The following is a 20,378-nucleotide window of genomic DNA, read 5'->3' as shown; positions in this document are numbered from 1 at the left end:
CTAACAAGCTACCGCTTCCCGGGGGGCCGGCGACGCATGCGCGAGAGGGGGAACCGTTCATGAGCACATCCCGCGAGCCCGCCTCGCGTGCCGGATCCGCAGGCCAGCCCCGCCGATCGCTCCCCGGTGACGCCCTGCGCCGGGCCGGCTGAAACCGGCGCGCCGGGGCCGTGCGCCCGCCCGCCGCGCCTTGATCCGACCGTCACATGCGCGTGCTTTTCCCCTTTGGCCTTCCGAGACAGACACGACTGAAATGGCGTTCCAGACCACTCCTCCCGGCGACACGGAAGACAGGTTTTTTCGCGCGCCATTGCTGATGGCTCTTCTCGCAACGGCTTGTCTGTCGTTTTTTTTCTATCTCGTCCCGCAGATTGATCTCGCCTTTGCCGGCCTGTTCTACGTGCCCGGCAAGGGGTTTCCCGCTGCCCAAATCGGCCTCTTGCAGGATTTCCGCACCTTTGCCTCCAACGTCTCGCTGTTTCTGCCGCTGCTGGTGCTGGTGTGCCTGATCCTCAAGCTCTCCTTCCCGGCGAAGAAGAGCCTGCTGCCCCCGCGCATGGCGCTGTTCTTCATCCCGCTGTTCCTGCTCGGCCCGGGCCTCTTGGTGAACGGCATCCTCAAGCCCTATTGGGGCCGCCCGCGCCCGCTCAATGTCACCGAATTCGGCGGCCCCTGGCCGTTCGGGAACCCGTGGGTGATTGGCCCGCAGGGGCTGGGCAACCACTCCTTCTCCTCCGGCGAGGCCGCGTTCACCGCCTGCCTGCTGCCGCTGATCCTGTTCCTGCCGCGCGAATGGCGCGGACCGGTCGGCGCGCTGATCGGGCTGTTCGTGGCCGCGGTCGGGCTGAACCGCATCGCCTTTGGCGGGCATTTCCTCTCCGACGTGCTCATCTCGGTCGGGCTGATGGTGATCCTGGCCGCAGTGCTGCATCACCTCATCTTCGTGCGCTATCGCGACACCCTGTCCGATGCGGCGCTGGAGACGCGGCTGACCGCGCTGGGCGAGCGCTGGGCCGATGACCGCGCCGCGCTTCGCGGCTGGATAGGGCGGCAGGCCGCCGCCGCCTACCGTGCCGCCCGCCGCCTGCGCAGTGCCGAGCGCTCGGTCCATCCCGGCGCCGCCGCCCGCGCCGCGGCCCGCGACGCAGCTAACGGCGCTCCCGCGGCCGGCACCGGCACGCCGGCCGGCCCGAACCCGCCGAACCTGTAGCAACGCCCCGCCCGTGTCGCGCTCTAGCGCTGCGCGCTCTGCCAGTTCGGCGCGGCATAGACCGGCGCATTGGACGGCGCCAGCAGCGCCCGGCCGAGAATATGGTCCGCCGCCTTCTCCGCCAGCATGATGGTCGGCGCGTTGAGATTGGCGTTGGTGATCGAGGGCATGGCGGAGGAATCCACCACCCGCAGCCCCTCCACCCCGATCACCCGCATCTGCGGGTCCAGCACCGCCAGCGGGTCGGAGACCGCCCCCATCCGGCAGGTGCAGGAGGGGTGATAGGCGCTCTCCACCTTCTCGCTCACAAAGGCGTCGATCGCCTCATCGCTGATCACCCCCGCCCCCGGCTGGATTTCCCGCCCGCGATAGGGCGCGAACGCTTCCTGCGCGAAGATCTCGCGGGTGAGGCGCACGGCGGCGCGGAACTCGGTGCGGTCGTCGGGATGGGAGAGGTAGTTGAACCTTATGCGCGGCGCCGCGAACGGGTCAGCGGAGGCGAGCCGCACCCAGCCCCGGCTCTTCGAGCGCATCGGCCCGACATGCGCCTGGTAGCCATGTTCGCTCGCCAGCCCCTGCCCGTCATAGGTCACGGCGAGGGGGAGGAAATGATACTGGATGTCCGGCGAGGCGATGCCGGGGCGCGAGCGGATGAAGCCGCAGGCCTCGAAATGGTTGGTGGCGCCGAGCCCGTCCTTCTTCAAGAGCCAGCGCGCGCCGATCAGCCCGCGCGGAATCAGCCCCATCTTGGAATAGAGGGTGATCGGCTGGGTACAGGCCTGCTGGAAATAGATTTCCAGATGGTCCTGCAAATTCTCCCCCACCCCCGGCCGGTGCGCCACCATCTCGATGCCGAGCGGCAGCAGCTCGTCGGCGCTGCCGATGCCGGAGAGCTTGAGCAGTTGCGGTGAATTGATCGAGCCGCCCGACAGGATCACCTCGCGCGCCGCCCGCACCTCATGGCTCTGCCCGCCGCGTGACCAGCGCACGCCGACGGCGCGGCGGCCCTCGAACAGGATGCGCTCGACCCGCGCATGGGTCTCGACCTTCAGGTTCGCCCGCTTCATCGCCGGCCGGAGATAGGCATTGGCCGCCGACCAGCGCACGCCGTCCTTGACGGTCATGTCCATGCGGCCGAAGCCTTCCTGTTGGTAGCCGTTCACGTCGTCGCTTGGGGGGTAGCCGGCCTGCTGCGCGGCCTCAATGAAGGCCTTGTAGAGCGGGTTTTCCAGCGTGCCATAGCGGGTGGCGAGCGGGCCGTCGCTGCCGCGATACTCATCCCCACCCTCGCGCCGGCTTTCCGCCTTGCGGAAATAGGGCAGCACATCGGCATAGGACCAGCCCTGCGCGCCCTCCTGCTGCCAGCGGTCGAAATCCGCCGGCGCACCGCGCATATAGACGAGGCCGTTGATCGAGGAGGAGCCGCCCAGCACCTTGCCGCGCGGGCAGTGCATCCGCCGCCCGCCAAGGCCCGGCTCGGGCTCGGTCTCATACATCCAGTTGTATTTCTTCATGTTCATCGGGATGGAGAGCGCGCTCGGCATCTGGATGAACACGGAACGGTCGGAGCCGCCATATTCCAGCACGAGGACGCGGTTGCTCCCGTCCGCGCTCAGCCGGTCGGCCAGCACGCAGCCGGCCGAGCCGGCGCCGATGATGACATAGTCATAGAGGTCGTGCGCGCCGCTCTGCATCAGTAAGGCGCCTCGACGCGGCCGAGATTGACATAGACGCTCTTCAGCTGGGTGTAGTGCTCGATCGCCGCCTTGCCGTTCTCGCGGCCGAGGCCGGACTGCTTGGCGCCGCCGAAGGGCAGTTCGATCGGCGTGATGTTGTAGGCGTTGATCCAGCAGGTGCCGGCCTGCAATTGCGCGATCACCCGGTGGCCGCGCGCGAGATCCTTGGTGAATACCCCGGCGGCGAGGCCGAACTCGGTGTCGTTGGCCCGGGCGATCACCTCGTCCTCCCCGGTGAAGGACAGCACGGCCATGACAGGCCCGAAGATCTCCTCGCGCACGATGCTCATCGCCTCATCGCAGCCATCGAACACGGTGGGGGCTATGAAGCAGCCCTTGGCCAGCGCCCCTGTCGTGACGCGGTGGCCGCCGGCCAGCAGCGTCGCCCCCTCCGCCTTGCCCTTGGCGATATAGCCGAGCACCTTTTCCATGTGCTCGGGCGAGATCAGCGCGCCGACCTGGGTGGCCGGGTCGAGCGGGTCGCCGACCACCATCTTCGCGACGCGCGCGGTGAGCTTTTCGAGGAAGGCCGCGCGCACGCTCTCATGCACGAAGACGCGGGTGCCGTTGGAGCAGACCTCGCCGGCGGAATAGAAATTCGCCAGCATGGCGCCTGATACCGCATCGTCGAGATCGGCATCCTCGAACACGATGAGCGGCGATTTTCCGCCCAGTTCCAGCGTCACATATTTCAGCGAGCCGGCGGCATCCACCATCACCTTCTTTCCCGTCCCGACCTCGCCGGTGAGAGACACCTTGGCGATGGCGGGGTGGCGGGTGAGCAGGCGGCCCGTATCAGCAAAACCCTGCACCACGCTGAACACGCCCTCCGGCACCCCAGCCTCGGCATAGATTTCCGCCAGCTTCAGCGCGGTGAGCGGGGTCAGTTCCGCCGGCTTGAAGATCATCGCATTGCCGCAGGCGAGCGCCGGGGCGGATTTCCAGCAGGCGATCTGCAAGGGGTAGTTCCACGCGCCGATGCCGGCGACGATGCCGAGCGGCTCGCGCCTTGTATAGCCGAAGGCGCTGGGGCCCAGATCCACATGCTCGCCCGAGAGGCCGGCGGCGAGGCCGGCATAATATTCGATGCAGTCCGCGCCCGAGAGCACGTCGACGATGCTGGTTTCCTGGATCGGCTTGCCGGTGTCGAGCGTCTCCAGATGCGCCAGCTCGTCATTGCGGGCGCGCAGCAGGTCCACCGCCCGCTTGAGCACGCGGCCGCGCTCGGCGCCGGTCATCGCGCCCCAGATCTTCTGGCCCTTACGCGCGGCGACCACCGCCGCCTCGACCTCGGCCTCGCCGGCGATTTCGATTTCCGCCAGCACCTCGCCGGTGGCGGGGTTCGAGGTGGTGAAGGTGGCGCCGCCATGCGGGCGGTACTGCCCGCCAATATGGTTGGCGTGCAGCGTGGGGCGGGTGGTCATGAGCGCGGGTCCGTTGGTGGAGAGCGCCGGCGCGGCGGCGGCGATCTGGGCGTCGACGAAAAGCGAGGCGACCTGCCGGGCGCTGACCGAATCGGTCTCGCCGGCGGCCGATAGCGAAGAGCGCAGCCAAAGCCCGTCAATGATGGCGGCGATGGTGATGGCGATGCGGGACACGTCACCGGGCGCGACCAGCCCACGCAGATCGTGGCGCAGATTGGCCAGCATGCGGGCCTGGTAGATGCGCTGCACCCGGCGCAGCCGCTCGGAATGCAGCACCTGCCCCCAGAAGGCGAGCCAGACGCTTGAGGTGCGCTGGTCGAACTCCTCTGGCGCCAGATTGGCGTCGATCAGCGCCTGCACCCGGCCACGCGGCGTGTCGGCGGCGGCGAGGCGCTGCGCCGTGGCGCGGTAGAGCCGCAGCGAGAGGTGACGCAGCGTCGCCTCCAGCAGCCCGTCCTTGTCGCCGAAATAATGCGCCACCAGCCCGGGCGAGACGCCGGCCCGCCGGGCGATCTGCGCCAGGGTGGAGGCGTTGAAGCCGATTTCGGCCAGCGACTCGATGGTGGCGTCGATCAGCTGGCGGCGGCGGACATCCTCCGGCGCGCGCCGGCGGGTGTCGTCCACACGCGACTCACTGGCCTGATCGTCCACCTCATCGAACCGCGCCTGAGGCTTCTGCGCCTGCGCATTCGCCCGGGCCACCGGCACCTCCTGATCGACGGGAAGGGAGCTATTGAATGCTCGTACAATACATGGATCAAACCTGCCGGCAATCCCTGCCGGCTTCCCGTCGGCGTGTCACGCAGCGGTGTCGTAATGCTTCTACCGGCGCGGCGCAATTCGCCAAACAGCCTCGAAAAGCGTCGTAAATTCGTCATTTCTGGGCAAAGATTGCGCGTGACAAATGGTCCGATCGCGTTTTGAATAGCTGTTCAAAAGAAGCCTCCAGAGGCCGCATCCGGGCGGAGCGGGCCGGGCCCTTCAGGGCACCGAGAGACCCCGCCGTCCCCGACTTGTCGATTCCGGCCGTACCGGGCTTGGCGTCAGGCCATGCCGGTTCCATGATCCTGCCAGGATGCCAACGGGAACAACAATGATGCGCATGCTCAATTTCATGGCCGCCGCCGCCCTAGGATTGGCGCTCGGCCTCGCTCCCCAGCCCCGCGACGCGGCCCAGGCTGCCGAGCCGGCGGCCTGCAAGACGGTCCGCTTCGCCGATGTCGGCTGGACCGACATCACCGCCACCACCGCCCTCGCCTCCTCGATCCTGGAAGCCCTCGGCTACACCCCGAAGACGCAGGTTCTCTCGGTGCCGGTGACGTATAAATCCATGCAGACCAAGGATATCGACGTCTTCCTCGGCAATTGGATGCCGACCATGGAAGCCGATCTGAAGCCCTATCGCGACGACAAGACGGTCGAGGTCATCGGCGTCAATCTCGAAGGCGCCAAGTACACGCTGGCGGTGCCGACCTATCTCTATGACGAAGGCCTCAAGTCCTTCGCCGATATCGCCAAGTTCAAGGACAAGCTGGGCGGTAAGATTTACGGCATCGAGCCGGGCAATGACGGCAACCGCCTGATCCTCGACATGATCAAGGACGACAAATACGGCCTGAAGGGCTTCGATCTCGTCGAATCCAGTGAACAGGGCATGCTCGCCCAGGTCGAGCGGGCGTCCCGCCGCAAGGAAGCCATCGTCTTCCTCGGCTGGGAACCGCACCCGATGAATGCCAAGTACAAGATGAGCTATCTCACCGGCGGCGACGATGTGTTCGGCCCGAACTATGGCGGCGCGACCATCTATACCAATACCCGTACCGGCTATACCAGCGAATGCCCGAATGTCGGCACGCTGATCAAGAACCTGAAATTCTCGCTCGACACCGAGAATGTGGTGATGGGCTATATCCTGCTCGACGGCATGGAGCCCGCCAAGGCGGCCGACAAGTGGCTGAAGGCCAACCCGACCGTGTGGGAGCCCTGGCTCGCCGGCGTCACCACCATCGACGGCAAGCCGGCCGTGCCGGCGGTTAAGGCCGCGCTCAAGCTCTGACGCTGGCCGCTCTCGGGTAACGCGAGCGCAGCGTGGAGCCGTCATCCCCGGGCCCGCCCGGGGATGACAGCCCTCGGCCTGGGGGTAAGCCACGCGAAAAAAACGGGGATGGCCGGGCAAAACCGGCCATGACGAGGGATAGCAACGCCGGAGGTCCGCTCGGCCACGGCGAGATAAATCTGCTCATCGCCGCGGGGGGACGCAACCGATGTATGACTGGCTGACCGAGCACAAGATTCCGCTGGGAATCTGGCTCCGCGACTTCGTCGACCTGCTCACCACGCATGGTCAGGGTTTCTTCGATTTCGTCTCGCTGGTGCTGGGGTCGCTGATCGGCGGCTTCACCGAGGCGCTGCTCTGGGTGCCGCCGCTTCTCCTCATTGCCCTGTTCGGCCTCGCCGCCTGGCTGGTGCACCGCTCCATCGGCCTGGTGGTGTTCATCGTCGGCGCGCTGCTGCTGGTCACCAATCTCGGCTACTGGTCGGCGACCATGGAGACGCTCTCACTGGTCATTTGCGCCACGCTGGTCTGCGTCGTCGTCGGCGTGCCGATCGGCATCGCCGCCGCGCACCGGCCCTGGCTCTACACCGCCATCCGTCCGATCCTCGATTTGATGCAGACGATCCCGACCTTCGTCTATCTCATTCCCACGCTTGTGCTTTTCGGGCTCGGCGCGGTGCCGGGGCTGATTTCCACCGTCATCTTCTCCATCCCCGCGCCGATCCGCCTCACCCATCTCGGCATCTCCTCGGTGCCGCCCGCTCTCTATGAGGCCGGCAAGGCCTTCGGGGCGACGAAGACCCAGCTGCTGTTCAAGGTGGAACTGCCCTATGCGCTGCCCACCATCATGGCCGGCATCACCCAGTGCATCATGCTCAGCCTGTCCATGGTGGTGATCGCCGCCCTGGTCGGTGCCGACGGCCTCGGCAAGCCGGTGGTGCGGGCGCTGAACTCGGTGAACATCGCCATGGGCTTCGAGGCGGGCCTCGCCATCGTCGTCCTCGCCATCGTGCTCGACCGCGTCTGCAAGCGGCCCGAGCGGCGCTCGCGAAAGGGTTGAACCATGCCCGCCGTCGAATTCCGCAACATCGACATCGTCTTCGGCGCTGACCAAAAGAACGCCTTGAGGCTCATTGACGAGGGCCGCTCGCGCGACGAGATCCTCGCCGCCACCGGCGCCGTGCTCGGCGCGGCGGGTGTGAGCTTGGCCATCGAGCGCGGCGAGATCTGCGTGCTCATGGGCCTCTCCGGCTCCGGCAAGTCCACCATCCTGCGCGCCATCAACCGCCTGAACGAGGTGGCCCGCGGCGAGGTGCTGGTCGAGCACAACGGCGCCGCCATCGACGTCGCCCGCTGCAGTGAGGACACGCTGCGCGACATCCGCATGCACACCGTGTCCATGGTGTTCCAGCAGTTCGGCCTGCTGCCCTGGCGCACGGTGCGCGACAATGTCGGCTTCGGGCTGGAACTGCGCGGCGGCATGAGCGCCGCCGAGCGCAACCGCATCGTCGACGAGAAGCTGGCCATGGTCGGCCTGACCAACTGGGCGGAGAAATACACCAACGAGCTCTCCGGCGGCATGCAGCAGCGCGTCGGTCTCGCCCGCGCCTTCGCCACCGATGCCGACATCCTTCTTATGGACGAGCCTTTCTCGGCGCTTGATCCGCTGATCCGCGACAAGCTGCAGGACGAGCTGCTCGATCTGCAGCGGCGCATTCAGAAGACCATCGTCTTCGTCAGCCACGATCTCGACGAGGCCCTGAAGCTCGGCAACAAGATCGCCATCATGGAAGGCGGGCGCATCGTCCAGGCGGGCACCGCCGAGGACATATTGCTGCGCCCGGCCACCGCCTATGTCGCCGAATTCGTCAAGCACATGAACCCGCTGAACGTGCTGCGCGGCACGGCGGTGATGCGTCCGGCCGCCAGCCTCGCCCGCCAGGGCGACGAAGTGGTGCTCGACAAGGGCGGACGGGTGAAGGTGAAGGTGGACGCCGAAGGGCGACCGATCTCGCTCGATCTCGATGGCCGTCAGGGCGTGCTCGCCTCCGCCGATGGCGAGGCCGGCCTGATCGACGACAAGCTGGCGCATGATGCCGACTGCATCGTCGCCCCGGTCGACCTCAAGCTGAAGGCGGCGATCGAGCTCAAGCGCCACACCGACCTGCCGATCCTCCTCGTCGACAGCCTCGGCCGCCTCGCCGGCCTGTGCGACGATGACGAGATCTATCGCGGCCTGCTCAGAAGGCTGGACGGCTGAGGGGCACAGACCTCTCCCGAACGGGAGGGGGAAATCGCGCCTACGCCGCCATGGCCTCAAGCATCATCCCGGATGTGCAACAGGCCGTCATCCCCGGGCGTGACCCGGGGATCCACGCCTTCGCCTCATCTGAAATCGTGGATGGCCGGGACAAGCCCGGCCATGACGGCGCGATGGGATTGCGGACGATCCCGGCTCCGCGCTTCGCTTCGGCCGGGATGACGGTGGGACGCGTGGCTTCACGCCGCCGCCAGGCCCACCGCTTCCACCACGTCATTGACCACGGCCTCGACCAGGTCGCGATTGTCGCCCTCGGCCATCACCCGGATCACCGGCTCGGTGCCGGAGGGGCGGATGAGCAGCCGGCCATGGCTGTTGAGCTTGAGTTCGGCAGCGGCGATGGCCTTAAGCACGCCGTCATTCTCCAGCGGCCGGCCGCTCTTGTAGCGCACATTGCGCAGGATCTGCGGCAGCGGCTCGAAGCGGTGGCACACCTCGGAAACCGGCCGCTGGCGACGCTGCACCATGGCGAGCACCTGCAGCGCTGCGACCAGACCGTCGCCGGTGGTCGAATAATCCGACAGGATGATGTGGCCGGACTGCTCGCCGCCGACATTGTATCCATTGGCGCGCATGTGCTCCAGCACATAGCGGTCGCCCACCGGCGTGCGGGCCAGCGTCAGGCCAAGATCGGCCAGGTGGCGCTCCAGACCGAGATTGGACATGACGGTGGCGACGATGCCGTTGCGCGACAGCCGGCCATCCTCGTGGAAGCTCTCGGCCACCACGGCCATCAGCTGGTCGCCATCCACCAGCCGTCCCTTCTCGTCGACGATCAGCACCCGGTCGGCGTCGCCATCGAGGGCAATGCCGATATCGGCACGCACTTCCCGCACCTTGGCCGCCAAGGCCTCGGGCGCGGTGGAGCCGACATCGCGGTTGATGTTGAAGCCGTCCGGCTGGTCGCCAATGGTGATGACCTCGCAGCCGAGTTCCCACAGCGCTTCCGGGGCGACGCGATAGGCCGCGCCATTGGCGCAGTCGACCACCACCCGCAGGCCGTCAAAGGACTGGTTGCGCGGCAAGGTGCGCTTGGCGAATTCGATATAGCGGGCATGCACGCTCTCAATGCGCTTGGCGCGGCCCATATCGGCGGGCTGGGCCAGCATGCTGCCCATATCGCCGCTGATCAGCGCCTCGATCCGGGTTTCCAGCTCGTCGGAGAGCTTGTAGCCGTCAGGGCCGAACAGCTTGATGCCATTATCGTCATAGGGGTTGTGCGAGGCGGAGATCATGACGCCGAGATCGGCGCGCATGGAATGGGTGAGCATGGCCACCGCCGGGGTCGGCATCGGGCCGAGCAGCAGCACATCCATGCCGACGGCGGTGAAGCCGGCGACCAGCGCGTTCTCGATCATGTAGCCGGAAAGGCGCGTGTCCTTGCCGATGACCACGCGGTGACGGTGGTCGCCGCGCTGGAACACCAGCCCGGCAGCCATGCCGACGCGCAGCGCGAGTTCCGGCGTGATGATGCCGTTGGCCCGGCCGCGAATCCCGTCGGTGCCGAATAATGTGCGTGCCATGCCCTGCCTCATGCGAATCGACGCCGTCCCGGCGCGCCATCGGCGCGTCGCCGCTTACTCTTCTCTACCATTGAGCTTACACGCAAGGGTTTCACAAAGTGTAAGCGTTCATTGCGCGCCGGCCGGGTCGAGAAAGACGCCCCTCGACGCCGGCGCGATCAGGATCAAGCGATTTAATCTCGCGGGATACTTCGTCCGCCTGCCGCTCGGCGAGGTGGCCGACAAATAAAAGGGGAAGATCTGCTTGCGCAGACCTTCCCCTCAATTCACCCCGAGACGGGGATCACGCCTGCGGCTGCGGCTCCATGCCGGCATCCGGGCGCGGCGGGCGGTTCTTGCCGGCGCTCGGCACCACTGAACCGCGCGCATTGGCGGGCTCGATGGTGGTGTCGCGCACGGGCGCATTGCCGTCGAGCAGGCCGATGATCTCGTCACCGGACAGCGTCTCATATTCGAGCAGGCCGCGCGCCAGGATTTCCAGCCCGTCCTTGCTCTCGGTCAGGATACGCTTGGCCTCGGCATAGCCTTCGTCCACCAGGCGACGCACTTCGCTGTCGATGGTCTGCGCCGTGGCTTCGGAAACGTTCTGCTGGCGCTGCATCGACATGCCGAGGAACACCTCGTCATTGTTCTCGCCATAGGCGACATTGCCGAGCTTCTCCGAGAAGCCCCAGCGCGTCACCATCATGCGGGCGAGGCGGGTGGCCTGCTCGATGTCGGAAGCCGCGCCTGACGTCACCTTCTCGGCACCGAAGATCAGCTCTTCGGCGACGCGGCCACCCATCATGATGGCGAGGCGCGAGGTCATCTGCTCATAGGACATGGAGAGCTTGTCGCGCTCCGGCAGCTGCATCACCATGCCGAGCGCACGCCCGCGCGGGATGATCGTCGCCTTGTGCACCGGATCGGTCGCCGGGACCTTGAGGGCGACGATGGCATGGCCGCCTTCGTGATAGGCGGTCAGCATCTTCTCGTCCTCGGTCATGACGAGCGAGCGGCGTTCCGCACCCATCATCACCTTGTCCTTGGCGTCCTCGAAGTCGCTCATCGTCACCATGCGCTTGTTGCGGCGCGCGGCCATGAGGGCGGCCTCATTGCAGAGGTTGGCGAGATCGGCGCCGGAGAAGCCGGGCGTGCCGCGGGCGATCACCTTGAGGTTCACATCAGGCGCGACCGGGATCTTGCGGGCATGGACCTTGAGGATCTGCTCGCGGCCGACCACGTCCGGGTTCGGCACCACGACCTGACGGTCGAAGCGGCCGGGACGCAGCAGCGCCGGGTCGAGCACGTCCGGGCGGTTGGTCGCGGCGATGAGGATGATGCCCTCATTGGCCTCGAAGCCGTCCATCTCGACGAGGAGCTGGTTCAGGGTCTGCTCGCGCTCATCATTACCGCCGCCGAGACCGGCGCCACGATGGCGACCGACCGCGTCGATTTCGTCGATGAAGATGATGCAGGGCGCGTTCTTCTTCGCCTGCTCGAACATGTCGCGCACGCGGCTGGCGCCGACGCCGACGAACATCTCGACGAAGTCGGAACCGGAAATGGTGAAGAACGGCACGTTCGCTTCACCGGCGATGGCGCGGGCGAGCAGGGTCTTGCCGGTGCCGGGCGGGCCGACCAGCAGCACGCCGCGGGGAATGCGCCCGCCGAGCCGCTGGAACTTCTGCGGATCGCGCAGGAAGTCGACGATCTCGGTGAGGTCGCTCTTGGCCTCGTCAATGCCGGCCACGTCCTCGAAGGTCACGCGGCCATGCGCCTCGGTCAGCAGCTTGGCGCGGCTCTTGCCGAAGCCCATCGCCTTGCCGCCCGCGCCGCCCTGCATCTGGCGCGACAGGAAGATCCACACGCCGATCAGAGCGATGAAGGGGAGCCAGGAGATCAGCAGGCTGACGAACCACGGCACATTGTCGGTCAGCGGCTTGGCGGTGATCGACACGCCCTTGCCGTAAAGGCGCTGGATCAGCGAGGGATCATTGGGCGAATAGGTCTGGAAGGTGCGCCCGTCGGTGAAGGTGCCGGTAATCTCCGGACCCTGGATCACCACGTCGCGCACGCGACCCTGATCAACCTCGTTGAGCAGCTGCGAGAAGCTCACATCGTTCGTCGCCTGACGCTGCGCCGGGTTCTGGAACAGCGAGAACAGCGCCAGAAGCAGAAGAACGATGATCACCCAGAGGGCGAAATTCCGAATATTGGCGTTCATCATGTCCCTTTCGGCGTCGGATTCACCCGACGCGCGGGCACCGCCGGCGCTGGCGGCCCTCCCTTGTCGCTCCGTAATTTAGGTGGCGCAGGGGTGATTGCCAAGATGTCGGGAGCAAGGCACCTGCGACCTTCCGCGCAAATCGGCGTCACCGGGCGGAACCGAGGGGTCGCCGCGCGGGGGCGGGAGCCAGCGCGACCGTCCGCCGGTTCACCCGCACCACCGCTCCGGCAAGGGTGCGCGCGCCCTGTTCGTCTCGCCCGAGCCCGGCGATAAACGCCAGCAGCGCCTCCAGCTTGCCGAGTTCCACCGGACCCTTGCCCACCGCCGCGAGGCCCCGCCCGAGCAGGCGCAGGGCGATCTCCTCGGGAAGGGCGGCAAGCCCGGCGCGGGAAAAGGCCAGCGGCTCCTCTCCTTCTCGCCGCGCCGGCCAGAGGGCGGCAGCAGCGGCGTCTGTCGCCGCCTCCAGGGCCGCCTCGGCCCGGGCCATGCGATAGGCCAGGCGCTCCAGCGCCGCCGCGTCACAGCCTTCCGCCGCCAGCCTTGGCAGCAGCGCCCGCAGCCGCACACGGGCGAAGCGCGGGTTGCTGTTCGAGGGGTCCTCGGCAAAGGCGATGCCGGCCGCCTGGCAAAGCGCGACCAACTCCGCCTTCGGTCGGCCGAGCAGCGGGCGCAGGAGAGTGATCTTTCCCAGCGAGCGCTCGGCAGGAATGCCGGCGAGCCCGCCAATGCCGGAACCGCGCATCAGCCGGAACAGCACCGTCTCGGCCTGGTCATCACGCGTGTGGGCGGTGGCAAGCGCGCCGGCGCCGATCGCCGCCGCATGGTCGGCCAGCGCGTCATAGCGGGCATCGCGTGCCGCCTCCTGCAGGCGGGTGCCCGGCAGCGGGGCGGCAAGATCGAGAAGAGCGTGCGGCAGGCCCAATTGCTGCGCAAGCGCGGCCACGTCCCACGCCTCGGCGCGCGATTCGGCCCGCAGGCCATGGTCCACCGTGGCGACGTGAAGCCGGGTCGTCGCGTGGCATTGGGTTCGCCAGCGATGGGCCAGCAGCATCAGCGCGGTCGAATCGGGTCCGCCTGAGACCGCGAGCAGAACATCGGCATGGGCAGAGAAGGGAGCAAAGAGCGCCGCCAGGCCAGCCGCGTCAGGGCCGTTGGCGGGGTGGGCAGGCGCAGCCTCAGCAGCCGGCGCGCTTCTGCTCACGCTCCACCCCCTGCTTCACCGTCGCCGAGGCGCGCGGGTATTTGTTGCCGACAGCGTTCAGCGTCGCGCAGGCGGCATCTTTCTCGCCTATGGCCGCGAGCGACTGGCCGAGCCGCAGCAAGGCATCCGGCGCCTTCACCGCATTGGGGTAGTCGGTCGACACTTTGAGGAAATTCTGCGCCGCCTCCTTGTAGGACTTGCGCAGATACTGGCTCTCGCCCAGCCAGTAATAGGCGTCCGGCGTGGCGCGGTCGGTGGGGTAGAGCTTGACGAACTGCTCGAAGGTCTGGCCCGCGCCGGCATAATCCTGGCGCTGGAGCGCGCCGAAGCCGAGATCGAACATCTCCTTCGGCGAGGCCCCGGGCTGGGCACCCCCACCCGCCGCGGCGCCCGACAGTGTGCCGAGGTCCATCGGCGCGCCGCTCGGGGCGGTGGTTCCCAGCGGGCGGGGCGCGCCGGGAGCGGCGGCCTGCGCGGCGGGATCGAACACGTCGGGACGGCGAGCCGGCTCGCCCGCAGCCGCCGGCCCGGCGCCGGTGTCGCCCTGCAGCAGCCGCACCTGCTGCTCAAGCTGCTGGTTACGGTATTGCAGCTGCTCCATCTGCCCGGTCATCTGCCGCAGCTGGTTTTCCAGCCGGTCGATCCGGGTGAGGAGGCTGTCGGTTTCCTCAACCTGCGAGGGCTGGTTGCCCGCGCGCACCTGTCCCGGCGGCTTGAAAAGATTGCCGAAGAAATTGTTGTCCGCCTGCGCCTGCGCTGCCTCGAACGGCGCGGCAGAGGCAGCGAGGGCGGCGACAAGAACGAGAGCGGCGAAACGAGGCGGGCGGACGGTCATCATGGCCATGCACTGGAACGGGAACAGCGGAACGGCGGCAGGAGGCCGCGCGCTTTCCATTTGAGCATACGGGGCCGATCGCGTCCAAAGTTTGACCCAGGGGCATCCCCTTGTACGTCTTGCCCCTGGATAACGCTCTAGAAACGCCAAACCCGGCCCGCAGGGCGAGCCGGGTCACGTTGACGCGCGGATGCGGCGATCAGGTGCCGGCGCCGTTCAGCACAGTGACGGCGCGGCGATTCTGCGACCAGCAGGAAATGTCGTTGCAGACCGCGACCGGGCGCTCCTTGCCGTAGGAGATGGTGCGCATGCGGCTGGCCGGGACACCGCGCTGGACGAGATAATCGCGCACGCTCTGGGCGCGGCGGGCGCCGAGGGCGATGTTGTATTCGCGGGTGCCGCGCTCGTCGGCATGGCCTTCGATGGTGAAGCTGTAGCGGGCATACTGGTTCAGCCACTGCGCCTGCTTGTCGAGCGTCGCCTGCGCCTGCGGCGTCAGGCTGGTCTGGTCGCTCTCGAAGAACACGCGGTCACCGACCGAGACGATGAACTCCTGCGGGCTGCCGGGAGGCGCCGAGCCGAGAGCCGTGCCGGCCCCGTCCATCGGGTTCTTGGCGCAGGCGGCCGCGAGCATCGCGAAACCGACGATGAAGGCGACGCGCGCGCCGCCCAGATGGCGCAACATACGGATCATACCGCTGACTCCTGAATTCCCGACTGATCTGCCGACTGGCTGCTGGCGTTCATCAATGTTCCGTCGTGCTTTACGAAACCTTGCTGAACTACGCCAATTTCACGACCGTGCCGTAAACCGCCGCTTATGGTTAATCGTTCCCTGACAGAACCCGCTTAGGAGCGCAAGGGCGACCAGGCCGGGTCGGAAGCGTAGCTCGGGGTCGGCACGCGCTGCTCGTTATAGCCGGTGATGTCCACCGTATAGAGCTGCGGGCCACCCCCGCCCCCCGCATCGCGGAAGAACATGATCACCCGCCCGTTCGGCGCGAAGGTCGGCCCCTCATTGTGGTAGCCCTCGGTCAGGATTCGCTCGCCCGAGCCGTCCGGCCGCATCAGCCCGATGGCGAAGCGCCCCTGCGCCTGCTTGGTGAAGGCGATCACATCCCCGCGCGGCGACCAGACCGGCGTCGAATAACGCCCGTCGCCGAAGGAGATGCGGCGCTGGTTCGAGCCGTCCGGGTTCATGAGGTAGATCTGCGAGCCGCCGCCGCGGTCGCTTTCGAAGCAGATCTGCGTGCCGTCCGGGGAATAGCACGGCGCGGTGTCGATGGCGGCGGTGTCGGTGAGCCGTGTGGTGGCCTTGGAGCGCAGGTCCATCACGAAGATGTTGGAATCCGCCCCCTGCTGCAGGCTCAGGATCACCCGCTGGCCGTCCGGGGCGAAGCGCGGCGAGAAGCTCATATTGGGGAAGTTTCCGACCACCTCGCGCTGGCCGTTCTCGATGTTGAGCAGGAAGACGCGCGGCTCGCCGTTTCCATAGCTCATATAGGTGATTTCCTGGCTGGTCGGCGAGAAGCGCGGGGTCAGCACGAGGTCGTCGCCGCGCGTGAGATAGGTCACGTTGGCGCCGTCCTGGTCCATGATGGCCAGGCGCTTGATCCGCTTCTCCTTCGGCCCGCTCTCGTCGACGAAGACGATGCGGGTGTCGAAATAGCCCTTCTCACCGGTGAGCCGCTCATAGATGGCGTCGGCGATGATGTGGGCGACGCGGCGCCAGTTCTCCGGCTGGGTGAAATATTGCTGGCCGATCAGCTGCTGGCCGGCGAACACGTCCCACAGGCGGAATTCCGCCTTCACCCGCCCGTCCGGCTGGCGGGTGATGCGGCCGGTGACGAGCGCCTGGGCATTGATGACGCGCCAGTCCTGGAAGCGCGGCGAGGCGTCCGGATTGGCGATCTTCTCGACAAAGGCGGCCGGGTCGATCGGGGCGAACAGGCCCGAGCGGCGCAGATCGGCGGAGATGATCTGCGTCACGCCCCGGCCGGCCTCGATGTCCTGCGGGCTGCCGCCGCCGACGAAATCGGTGATGGCGATGGGAAGCGGCTGCACCGTGCCCGAGGTGATGTCGAGGCGGACGGCGGCATTCGCCAGGCCCGGCGCGAGCATCGCCCCGCCAAGCCCGGCCCCGCCAAGCGCCGCCATGCCGACGAGAACCGACCGGCGACCGACAAGGCCGTTGGCTTCAAGGGGAAAACGCCGCGACATTCTGGGTACCTCGGAAAAAACAGGCATCAATGAAGCATGGCCGGATTGAAGCCGAGCTCCAATTCCCGCCACGTATCGTAGCGGTCGGCGCGCAGCATCGGGAAGGGATTGGGCTGGTTGGCGATCTCATACAGCGCCCGTTGCGCGGTTTCCCGCACCACCGGCGCATAGGCATTGCCGGCGCCCTGCACCTCGACCAGCTGCGGCGCACCGACCATCTTGCGGTCGGGGCTCAGCACGATCTTGAACACCACCGTCACCTGGCCGGCATCCACCGCGCCGGCCGGCAGCTTCCAGAAGCGGGCGATATAGGCGCGCAGCGCGTCGATCTCGGTCTGCGATAGCGAGGTCGCCGTCCCCTGCGACGCGCCGAGCGAGGCGGTGTTGTTGATCGTCTCGCCAAGCGCCGCCATGCGCCGGGGGTCCTGCTTGTTCAGCAGGGCCGCAATCTGGTTCGGATTGAAATCGCGCTCGGGCGCGGGCTCCTGCACCACCTTCGGCGGAATGTTCTTCGGCTTCTGCGGCGGCTTGGGCGGCGGCGGGGTCGCCTGCGCCTGCTCCTGCGGCTTGGGCTGGTCCTTCGGCGGCTCCGGCGGCTTGGCGGCGAGCGCCTCGGCTTCCGGCGGCGGCGGCGCGGGCTGGGCCTCGGCCCGGGCCGCCGGCGGCTTGGGCTCGGCCGGCTTTGCCTCGGGCGGCGGCGGGGGCGGAGGCGGCGGGGTGGCAGGCTCGTTGGCGGCCTTCACCTCGGGCTTCTCCGAAACCTTGGACTCGAGGTTCTCCGCCTGCTTGGGCGTGTCGGCCTTCTTCTCGACGACGGGCTTGGGGGCCTCCTTCGGCGCGTCCTTCTTACCGGCCATCATCTTCGACATTTCGGAATCGGAGATGATGTCGATCGGCATGGATTCGGGCGGCGTCACCTCATAGGGCGAGGGAGACGCGAAGGAGACCGCCATGAAGCCGATGATGCCGACGTGAAGCGCCGCCGAGGAAAGGAAGCCCGCCTTCATGCGTCAGCCTCCCTGCTCGACTTCGGAGACCAGCGCCACGCGCTTGAAACCGGCGCCGGACAGGCGGCCCATCACACGCATCACCGAGCCATAATCGAGGCTCTTGTCGGCACGCACGAAGATGCGCTCCTCATAGCCGGCCTTGCCGATCGCCTGCAGCTTCGGCACCAGCTCGTCGACGGGAATTTCGGTCTCCTGCAGGAAGATCTTGCCGTCCTTTGTAATATTGATGACCAGCGGCGCGCTCTCCTGCGGCACCGCCTTGGCCTCGGTCTGCGGCAGGTCGAGCGGCACGCCCGTGGTGAGCATGGGCGCGGCGACCATGAAGATGATGAGCAGCACCAGCATCACGTCGACCATCGGCGTGACGTTGATCTCGGACATGACGGCCCCGCCCGCGCGACGACGCGAACGCCGCGAGTGCCAGCCCCCTCCTCCTCCTCCGGACATGCCCATGGATCAGCCCCGTTCGTCGATCTGGCGCGACAGGATGGCGGAGAACTCGTCGGCGAATCCCTCCAGCCGCGCTGCCTGCCGGTTCACTTGCGAGACGAACTTGTTATAGAAAATCGTCGCGGGAATGGCGGCGATAAGGCCGATTGCCGTCGCGAAAAGCGCTTCCGCAATGCCCGGCGCCACCACGGCGAGGCTGGTGTTCTTCGAGGCGGCGATCGACTGGAAGCTGGTCATGATGCCCCACACCGTGCCGAACAGGCCGATGAACGGGCCGGCCGAACCGACCGTCGCCAGCACCAGCAGCCGGTTCTCCAGACGCTCCACCTCGCGGGCGATGGTGACGTTCATCACCTTGTCGAGCCGCTGCGTCAGGCCGGAAAGCGAGCGCGCGCCGCCCTCATAAGAGCGCTTCCACTCGCGCATGGCCGCGACGAAGATCGCCGCCATGGCGTGGTTCTGCCGCGAGGACAGCGAGCGGTACAGCTCCTCCAGGCTCTGGCCGGACCAGAAGGTGGTCTCGAAGCGGTCCATCTGCCGCTTCATCCGGCCGTACAGGATGGTCTTGTCGATGATGATCGCCCACACCCAGACCGAGGCCAGCACGAGGCCCGCCATGACGAACTTCACGATCAGGTGTGCCTGAAGGAAAAGGCCGATCAGCGACAGGTCGGCGCTGCCCATGCCGGCACCCGCCGGAGCCGCCATCATGCCGTCGGGGGCGGCGACGGCCTGCCCATCGACCTGCGCCGTCGGCGCGGCGGTAACCGGCGCGGGCGCATTTTGGGCGATGGCCATGGACGCCGGCGCCGCCAGAACCAGCATCACCGCGAATAGAAGCTTCTTCAGCGTCATCAAGCCAATCCTGCCAGATCGTTAAAGGTCGCACTGCCGCCCTGCATCGGCTGCGAAGCAGCGAATGCCCTGCATGGCTGCTGTGGGAACGCGCCCGCCATCAACCGACCGAGTCTGTCCAAACTTGGGCGATAGAGGCCGGGCCACACCCGCAGCCGCCCGGTACAACACCCTATTAGGGTTAATACCGGGTTAGCGTTGCCGCATCGCAACAGCTTTACGGGTGTTTTGTTACCGGGCTCAGAATCAGGGCTGCGGGGCCTGCTCCAGCGCCAGCTTCATCGCCGCCCGCAGCGCGTCCGGAATGCGCCGGGCGCGCCCCTGCGCGACGAACGCGACCTTGACCTTGGCCTCGACGATGAGGTCCGCGCCGCGCTTCACCTTCTGGGCAAGCGTAATCGAGGCGCCGGCGACTTCCACCGGGCTGGTGTGCACTTCCAGCACGTCATCGATGCGGGCGGGACGGACGAATTGCAGCTCCATTGAGCGCACCACGAAGGCGAAGCCCGGTGCCTCGGCCAGCGCCTCGCCGAACAATTCGCCCTGCACCACGCCGATCAGCCGCAGATGATCGGAACGGCCGCGCTCCATGAACTTCAGGTAGTTGGCGTGATAGACGATGCCGGAAAAGTCCGTGTCCTCGTAATAGACCCGCACGGGCAGCACATGCCCGCCCGGCACCAGCTTTCCCGCCAGATGCAGGAAGGGGTCGGCCTTGAGGACGTCAGGGGAAAAAGGGTCGGGGCGCTCGTTCATGCTGCCCTCATAAACGAGAAGGCTCGGCAAAAAAAGAACCGCGCCCCTCGGGTGAGGGGCGCGGCCGCAGGATGGTCGCCTTGTTCAGTTCTGGACGTCATCCATCGGCGCGGAAGGCGCGGCCGGACGGTTGCGGCGGTCGGCCATGAACTGGTCGAACTCCGCCTTGTCCTTGGCCTGGCGCAGGCGGTCGAGGAAGGAGCGGAAATCCTTCTGCTCGTCTTCCAGCCGGCGCAGCGTCTCCTGGCGATATTCGTCAAAGGCGCGGTTGCCGCTGGAGGGGAAACCGCCACCGAACCGGCTGCCGAAGTTACGCACCGCTTCCGCGCCCTCTTCCTGCCAGCGGCCGAAGCCGCGCTTGCCACCACAAAACATCCGTCCACTCCCTATCGTGAAGGCCAGGACCGCAAGACCCAGAGGCCACCAGGCCATGAAGCCCAGTACCGTGAGCGCGATCCAGGCCGGCTTGCCGTAACTGTCGAGCTTCTGTGCGAGCTCCATGGGCGTACCGCTCCTGGGTAGAACCTTCGCGGACCCGATGTCCGCTTGGGTTAATGTTAATCACATTCACAT

Annotated in this window: 17 protein-coding genes; 4 read left to right on the top strand and 13 right to left on the bottom strand. The window is 67.1% G+C overall.

All coding sequences use genetic code 11. The features are described from left to right. The first annotated feature begins 316 nt into the window (after positions 1 to 316). Positions 317 to 1,210, top strand: a complete 894-nt coding sequence (locus J2S76_RS14730; RefSeq protein ID WP_307061407.1) for a phosphatase PAP2 family protein — start codon at positions 317 to 319, stop codon at positions 1,208 to 1,210. Positions 1,211 to 1,233: 23 nt separating this feature from the next. Here J2S76_RS14730 and betA read toward each other — a convergent pair whose 3' ends face one another. Beyond that, positions 1,234 to 2,904, bottom strand: coding sequence for a choline dehydrogenase (betA, locus tag J2S76_RS14725; RefSeq protein WP_307061405.1), 1,671 nt, complete (start codon positions 2,902 to 2,904; stop codon positions 1,234 to 1,236). Further along, positions 2,904 to 5,072 carry a betaine-aldehyde dehydrogenase gene (gene betB, locus J2S76_RS14720; protein ID WP_307061403.1) on the bottom strand — a complete coding sequence of 723 codons (2,169 nt, stop codon included), beginning with the start codon at positions 5,070 to 5,072 and terminating at the stop codon, positions 2,904 to 2,906. Before betB ends, betA begins: the two co-directional genes overlap by 1 nt. 391 nt (positions 5,073 to 5,463) lie before the next feature. Between betB and J2S76_RS14715 the strand changes: the two genes are divergently transcribed. From J2S76_RS14715 to choV, 3 genes are all read left to right on the top strand, one after another. Then, positions 5,464 to 6,426 carry a choline ABC transporter substrate-binding protein gene (locus tag J2S76_RS14715; RefSeq protein ID WP_307061401.1) on the top strand — a complete coding sequence of 321 codons (963 nt, stop codon included), beginning with the start codon at positions 5,464 to 5,466 and terminating at the stop codon, positions 6,424 to 6,426. A gap of 208 nt (positions 6,427 to 6,634) precedes the next feature. Continuing rightward, on the top strand, positions 6,635 to 7,486 hold the full coding sequence (gene choW, locus J2S76_RS14710) for a choline ABC transporter permease subunit (protein ID WP_307061399.1): 852 nt from the start codon (positions 6,635 to 6,637) through the stop codon (positions 7,484 to 7,486). Between the two features lie 3 nt (positions 7,487 to 7,489). Beyond that, entirely contained in the window at positions 7,490 to 8,686 is a 1,197-nt protein-coding gene (choV, locus tag J2S76_RS14705; protein ID WP_018387683.1) for a choline ABC transporter ATP-binding protein, read from the top strand. Between the two features lie 239 nt (positions 8,687 to 8,925). On the opposite strand, the gene glmM is transcribed toward choV, so the two are convergent. The 11 genes from glmM to J2S76_RS14650 all read right to left on the bottom strand — a co-directional run bounded on the left by glmM (position 8,926) and on the right by J2S76_RS14650 (position 20,306). Then, complete coding sequence (gene glmM / locus J2S76_RS14700; RefSeq protein ID WP_307061396.1) at positions 8,926 to 10,269, bottom strand: phosphoglucosamine mutase; 1,344 nt, start codon at positions 10,267 to 10,269, stop codon at positions 8,926 to 8,928. A gap of 283 nt (positions 10,270 to 10,552) precedes the next feature. Next, the gene (ftsH, locus tag J2S76_RS14695; RefSeq protein ID WP_307061395.1) at positions 10,553 to 12,475 is read right to left on the bottom strand and encodes an ATP-dependent zinc metalloprotease FtsH; all 1,923 of its coding nucleotides are present in this window, start codon (positions 12,473 to 12,475) and stop codon (positions 10,553 to 10,555) included. A gap of 148 nt (positions 12,476 to 12,623) precedes the next feature. Then, the gene (gene tilS, locus J2S76_RS14690) at positions 12,624 to 13,679 is read right to left on the bottom strand and encodes a tRNA lysidine(34) synthetase TilS (protein ID WP_307061393.1); all 1,056 of its coding nucleotides are present in this window, start codon (positions 13,677 to 13,679) and stop codon (positions 12,624 to 12,626) included. Beyond that, positions 13,654 to 14,517, bottom strand: a complete 864-nt coding sequence (gene ybgF / locus J2S76_RS14685; protein ID WP_307061391.1) for a tol-pal system protein YbgF — start codon at positions 14,515 to 14,517, stop codon at positions 13,654 to 13,656. The genes tilS and ybgF overlap by 26 nt, the downstream gene beginning before the upstream one ends. Positions 14,518 to 14,713: 196 nt before the next feature. Continuing rightward, the gene (pal, locus tag J2S76_RS14680; protein ID WP_307061389.1) at positions 14,714 to 15,208 is read right to left on the bottom strand and encodes a peptidoglycan-associated lipoprotein Pal; all 495 of its coding nucleotides are present in this window, start codon (positions 15,206 to 15,208) and stop codon (positions 14,714 to 14,716) included. Positions 15,209 to 15,363: 155 nt separating this feature from the next. Continuing rightward, on the bottom strand, positions 15,364 to 16,671 hold the full coding sequence (tolB, locus tag J2S76_RS14675; RefSeq protein ID WP_370874760.1) for a Tol-Pal system beta propeller repeat protein TolB: 1,308 nt from the start codon (positions 16,669 to 16,671) through the stop codon (positions 15,364 to 15,366). A gap of 89 nt (positions 16,672 to 16,760) precedes the next feature. Beyond that, complete coding sequence (gene tolA, locus J2S76_RS14670; RefSeq protein ID WP_307061386.1) at positions 16,761 to 17,741, bottom strand: cell envelope integrity protein TolA; 981 nt, start codon at positions 17,739 to 17,741, stop codon at positions 16,761 to 16,763. A 3-nt stretch (positions 17,742 to 17,744) separates the two neighbouring features. Beyond that, complete coding sequence (gene tolR / locus J2S76_RS14665; protein WP_370874756.1) at positions 17,745 to 18,197, bottom strand: protein TolR; 453 nt, start codon at positions 18,195 to 18,197, stop codon at positions 17,745 to 17,747. A 3-nt stretch (positions 18,198 to 18,200) separates the two neighbouring features. Next, positions 18,201 to 18,905: a protein TolQ gene (tolQ, locus tag J2S76_RS14660; RefSeq protein WP_307061574.1), complete on the bottom strand. Its 705-nt coding sequence runs from the start codon at positions 18,903 to 18,905 to the stop codon at positions 18,201 to 18,203. Positions 18,906 to 19,295: 390 nt separating this feature from the next. Then, a complete protein-coding gene (ybgC, locus tag J2S76_RS14655; RefSeq protein WP_307061382.1) occupies positions 19,296 to 19,805 on the bottom strand; it encodes a tol-pal system-associated acyl-CoA thioesterase in 510 nt (169 codons plus the stop codon). 84 nt (positions 19,806 to 19,889) lie between these two features. After that, a complete protein-coding gene (locus tag J2S76_RS14650) occupies positions 19,890 to 20,306 on the bottom strand; it encodes a DUF2852 domain-containing protein (protein ID WP_018387694.1) in 417 nt (138 codons plus the stop codon). Between the last annotated feature and the right edge of the window lie 72 nt (positions 20,307 to 20,378).

Source organism: Ancylobacter vacuolatus (assembly GCF_030813595.1).
GTDB lineage: Bacteria > Pseudomonadota > Alphaproteobacteria > Rhizobiales > Xanthobacteraceae > Ancylobacter > Ancylobacter vacuolatus.
The sequence above is the reverse complement of the archived record's forward strand: the minus strand, read 5'-3'. Positions and strand labels throughout refer to the sequence as shown.

What these genes read in the sequence shown, in the direction of transcription:
- J2S76_RS14730 (WP_307061407.1), top strand. Translation starts at nt 317, where the DNA reads ATGGCTCTTCTCGCAACGGCTTGTCTGTCGTTTTTTTTCTATCTCGTC.
- betA (WP_307061405.1), bottom strand. Translation starts at nt 2,904, where the DNA reads ATGCAGAGCGGCGCGCACGACCTCTATGACTATGTCATCATCGGCGCC.
- J2S76_RS14715 (WP_307061401.1), top strand. Translation starts at nt 5,464, where the DNA reads ATGATGCGCATGCTCAATTTCATGGCCGCCGCCGCCCTAGGATTGGCG.
- choW (WP_307061399.1), top strand. Translation starts at nt 6,635, where the DNA reads ATGTATGACTGGCTGACCGAGCACAAGATTCCGCTGGGAATCTGGCTC.
- choV (WP_018387683.1), top strand. Translation starts at nt 7,490, where the DNA reads ATGCCCGCCGTCGAATTCCGCAACATCGACATCGTCTTCGGCGCTGAC.
- glmM (WP_307061396.1), bottom strand. Translation starts at nt 10,269, where the DNA reads ATGGCACGCACATTATTCGGCACCGACGGGATTCGCGGCCGGGCCAAC.
- ftsH (WP_307061395.1), bottom strand. Translation starts at nt 12,475, where the DNA reads ATGAACGCCAATATTCGGAATTTCGCCCTCTGGGTGATCATCGTTCTT.
- ybgF (WP_307061391.1), bottom strand. Translation starts at nt 14,517, where the DNA reads ATGATGACCGTCCGCCCGCCTCGTTTCGCCGCTCTCGTTCTTGTCGCC.
- pal (WP_307061389.1), bottom strand. Translation starts at nt 15,208, where the DNA reads ATGATCCGTATGTTGCGCCATCTGGGCGGCGCGCGCGTCGCCTTCATC.
- tolB (WP_370874760.1), bottom strand. Translation starts at nt 16,671, where the DNA reads ATGGCGGCGCTTGGCGGGGCCGGGCTTGGCGGGGCGATGCTCGCGCCG.
- tolA (WP_307061386.1), bottom strand. Translation starts at nt 17,741, where the DNA reads ATGAAGGCGGGCTTCCTTTCCTCGGCGGCGCTTCACGTCGGCATCATC.
- tolR (WP_370874756.1), bottom strand. Translation starts at nt 18,197, where the DNA reads ATGGGCATGTCCGGAGGAGGAGGAGGGGGCTGGCACTCGCGGCGTTCG.
- tolQ (WP_307061574.1), bottom strand. Translation starts at nt 18,905, where the DNA reads ATGATGGCGGCTCCGGCGGGTGCCGGCATGGGCAGCGCCGACCTGTCG.
- ybgC (WP_307061382.1), bottom strand. Translation starts at nt 19,805, where the DNA reads ATGAACGAGCGCCCCGACCCTTTTTCCCCTGACGTCCTCAAGGCCGAC.
- J2S76_RS14650 (WP_018387694.1), bottom strand. Translation starts at nt 20,306, where the DNA reads ATGGAGCTCGCACAGAAGCTCGACAGTTACGGCAAGCCGGCCTGGATC.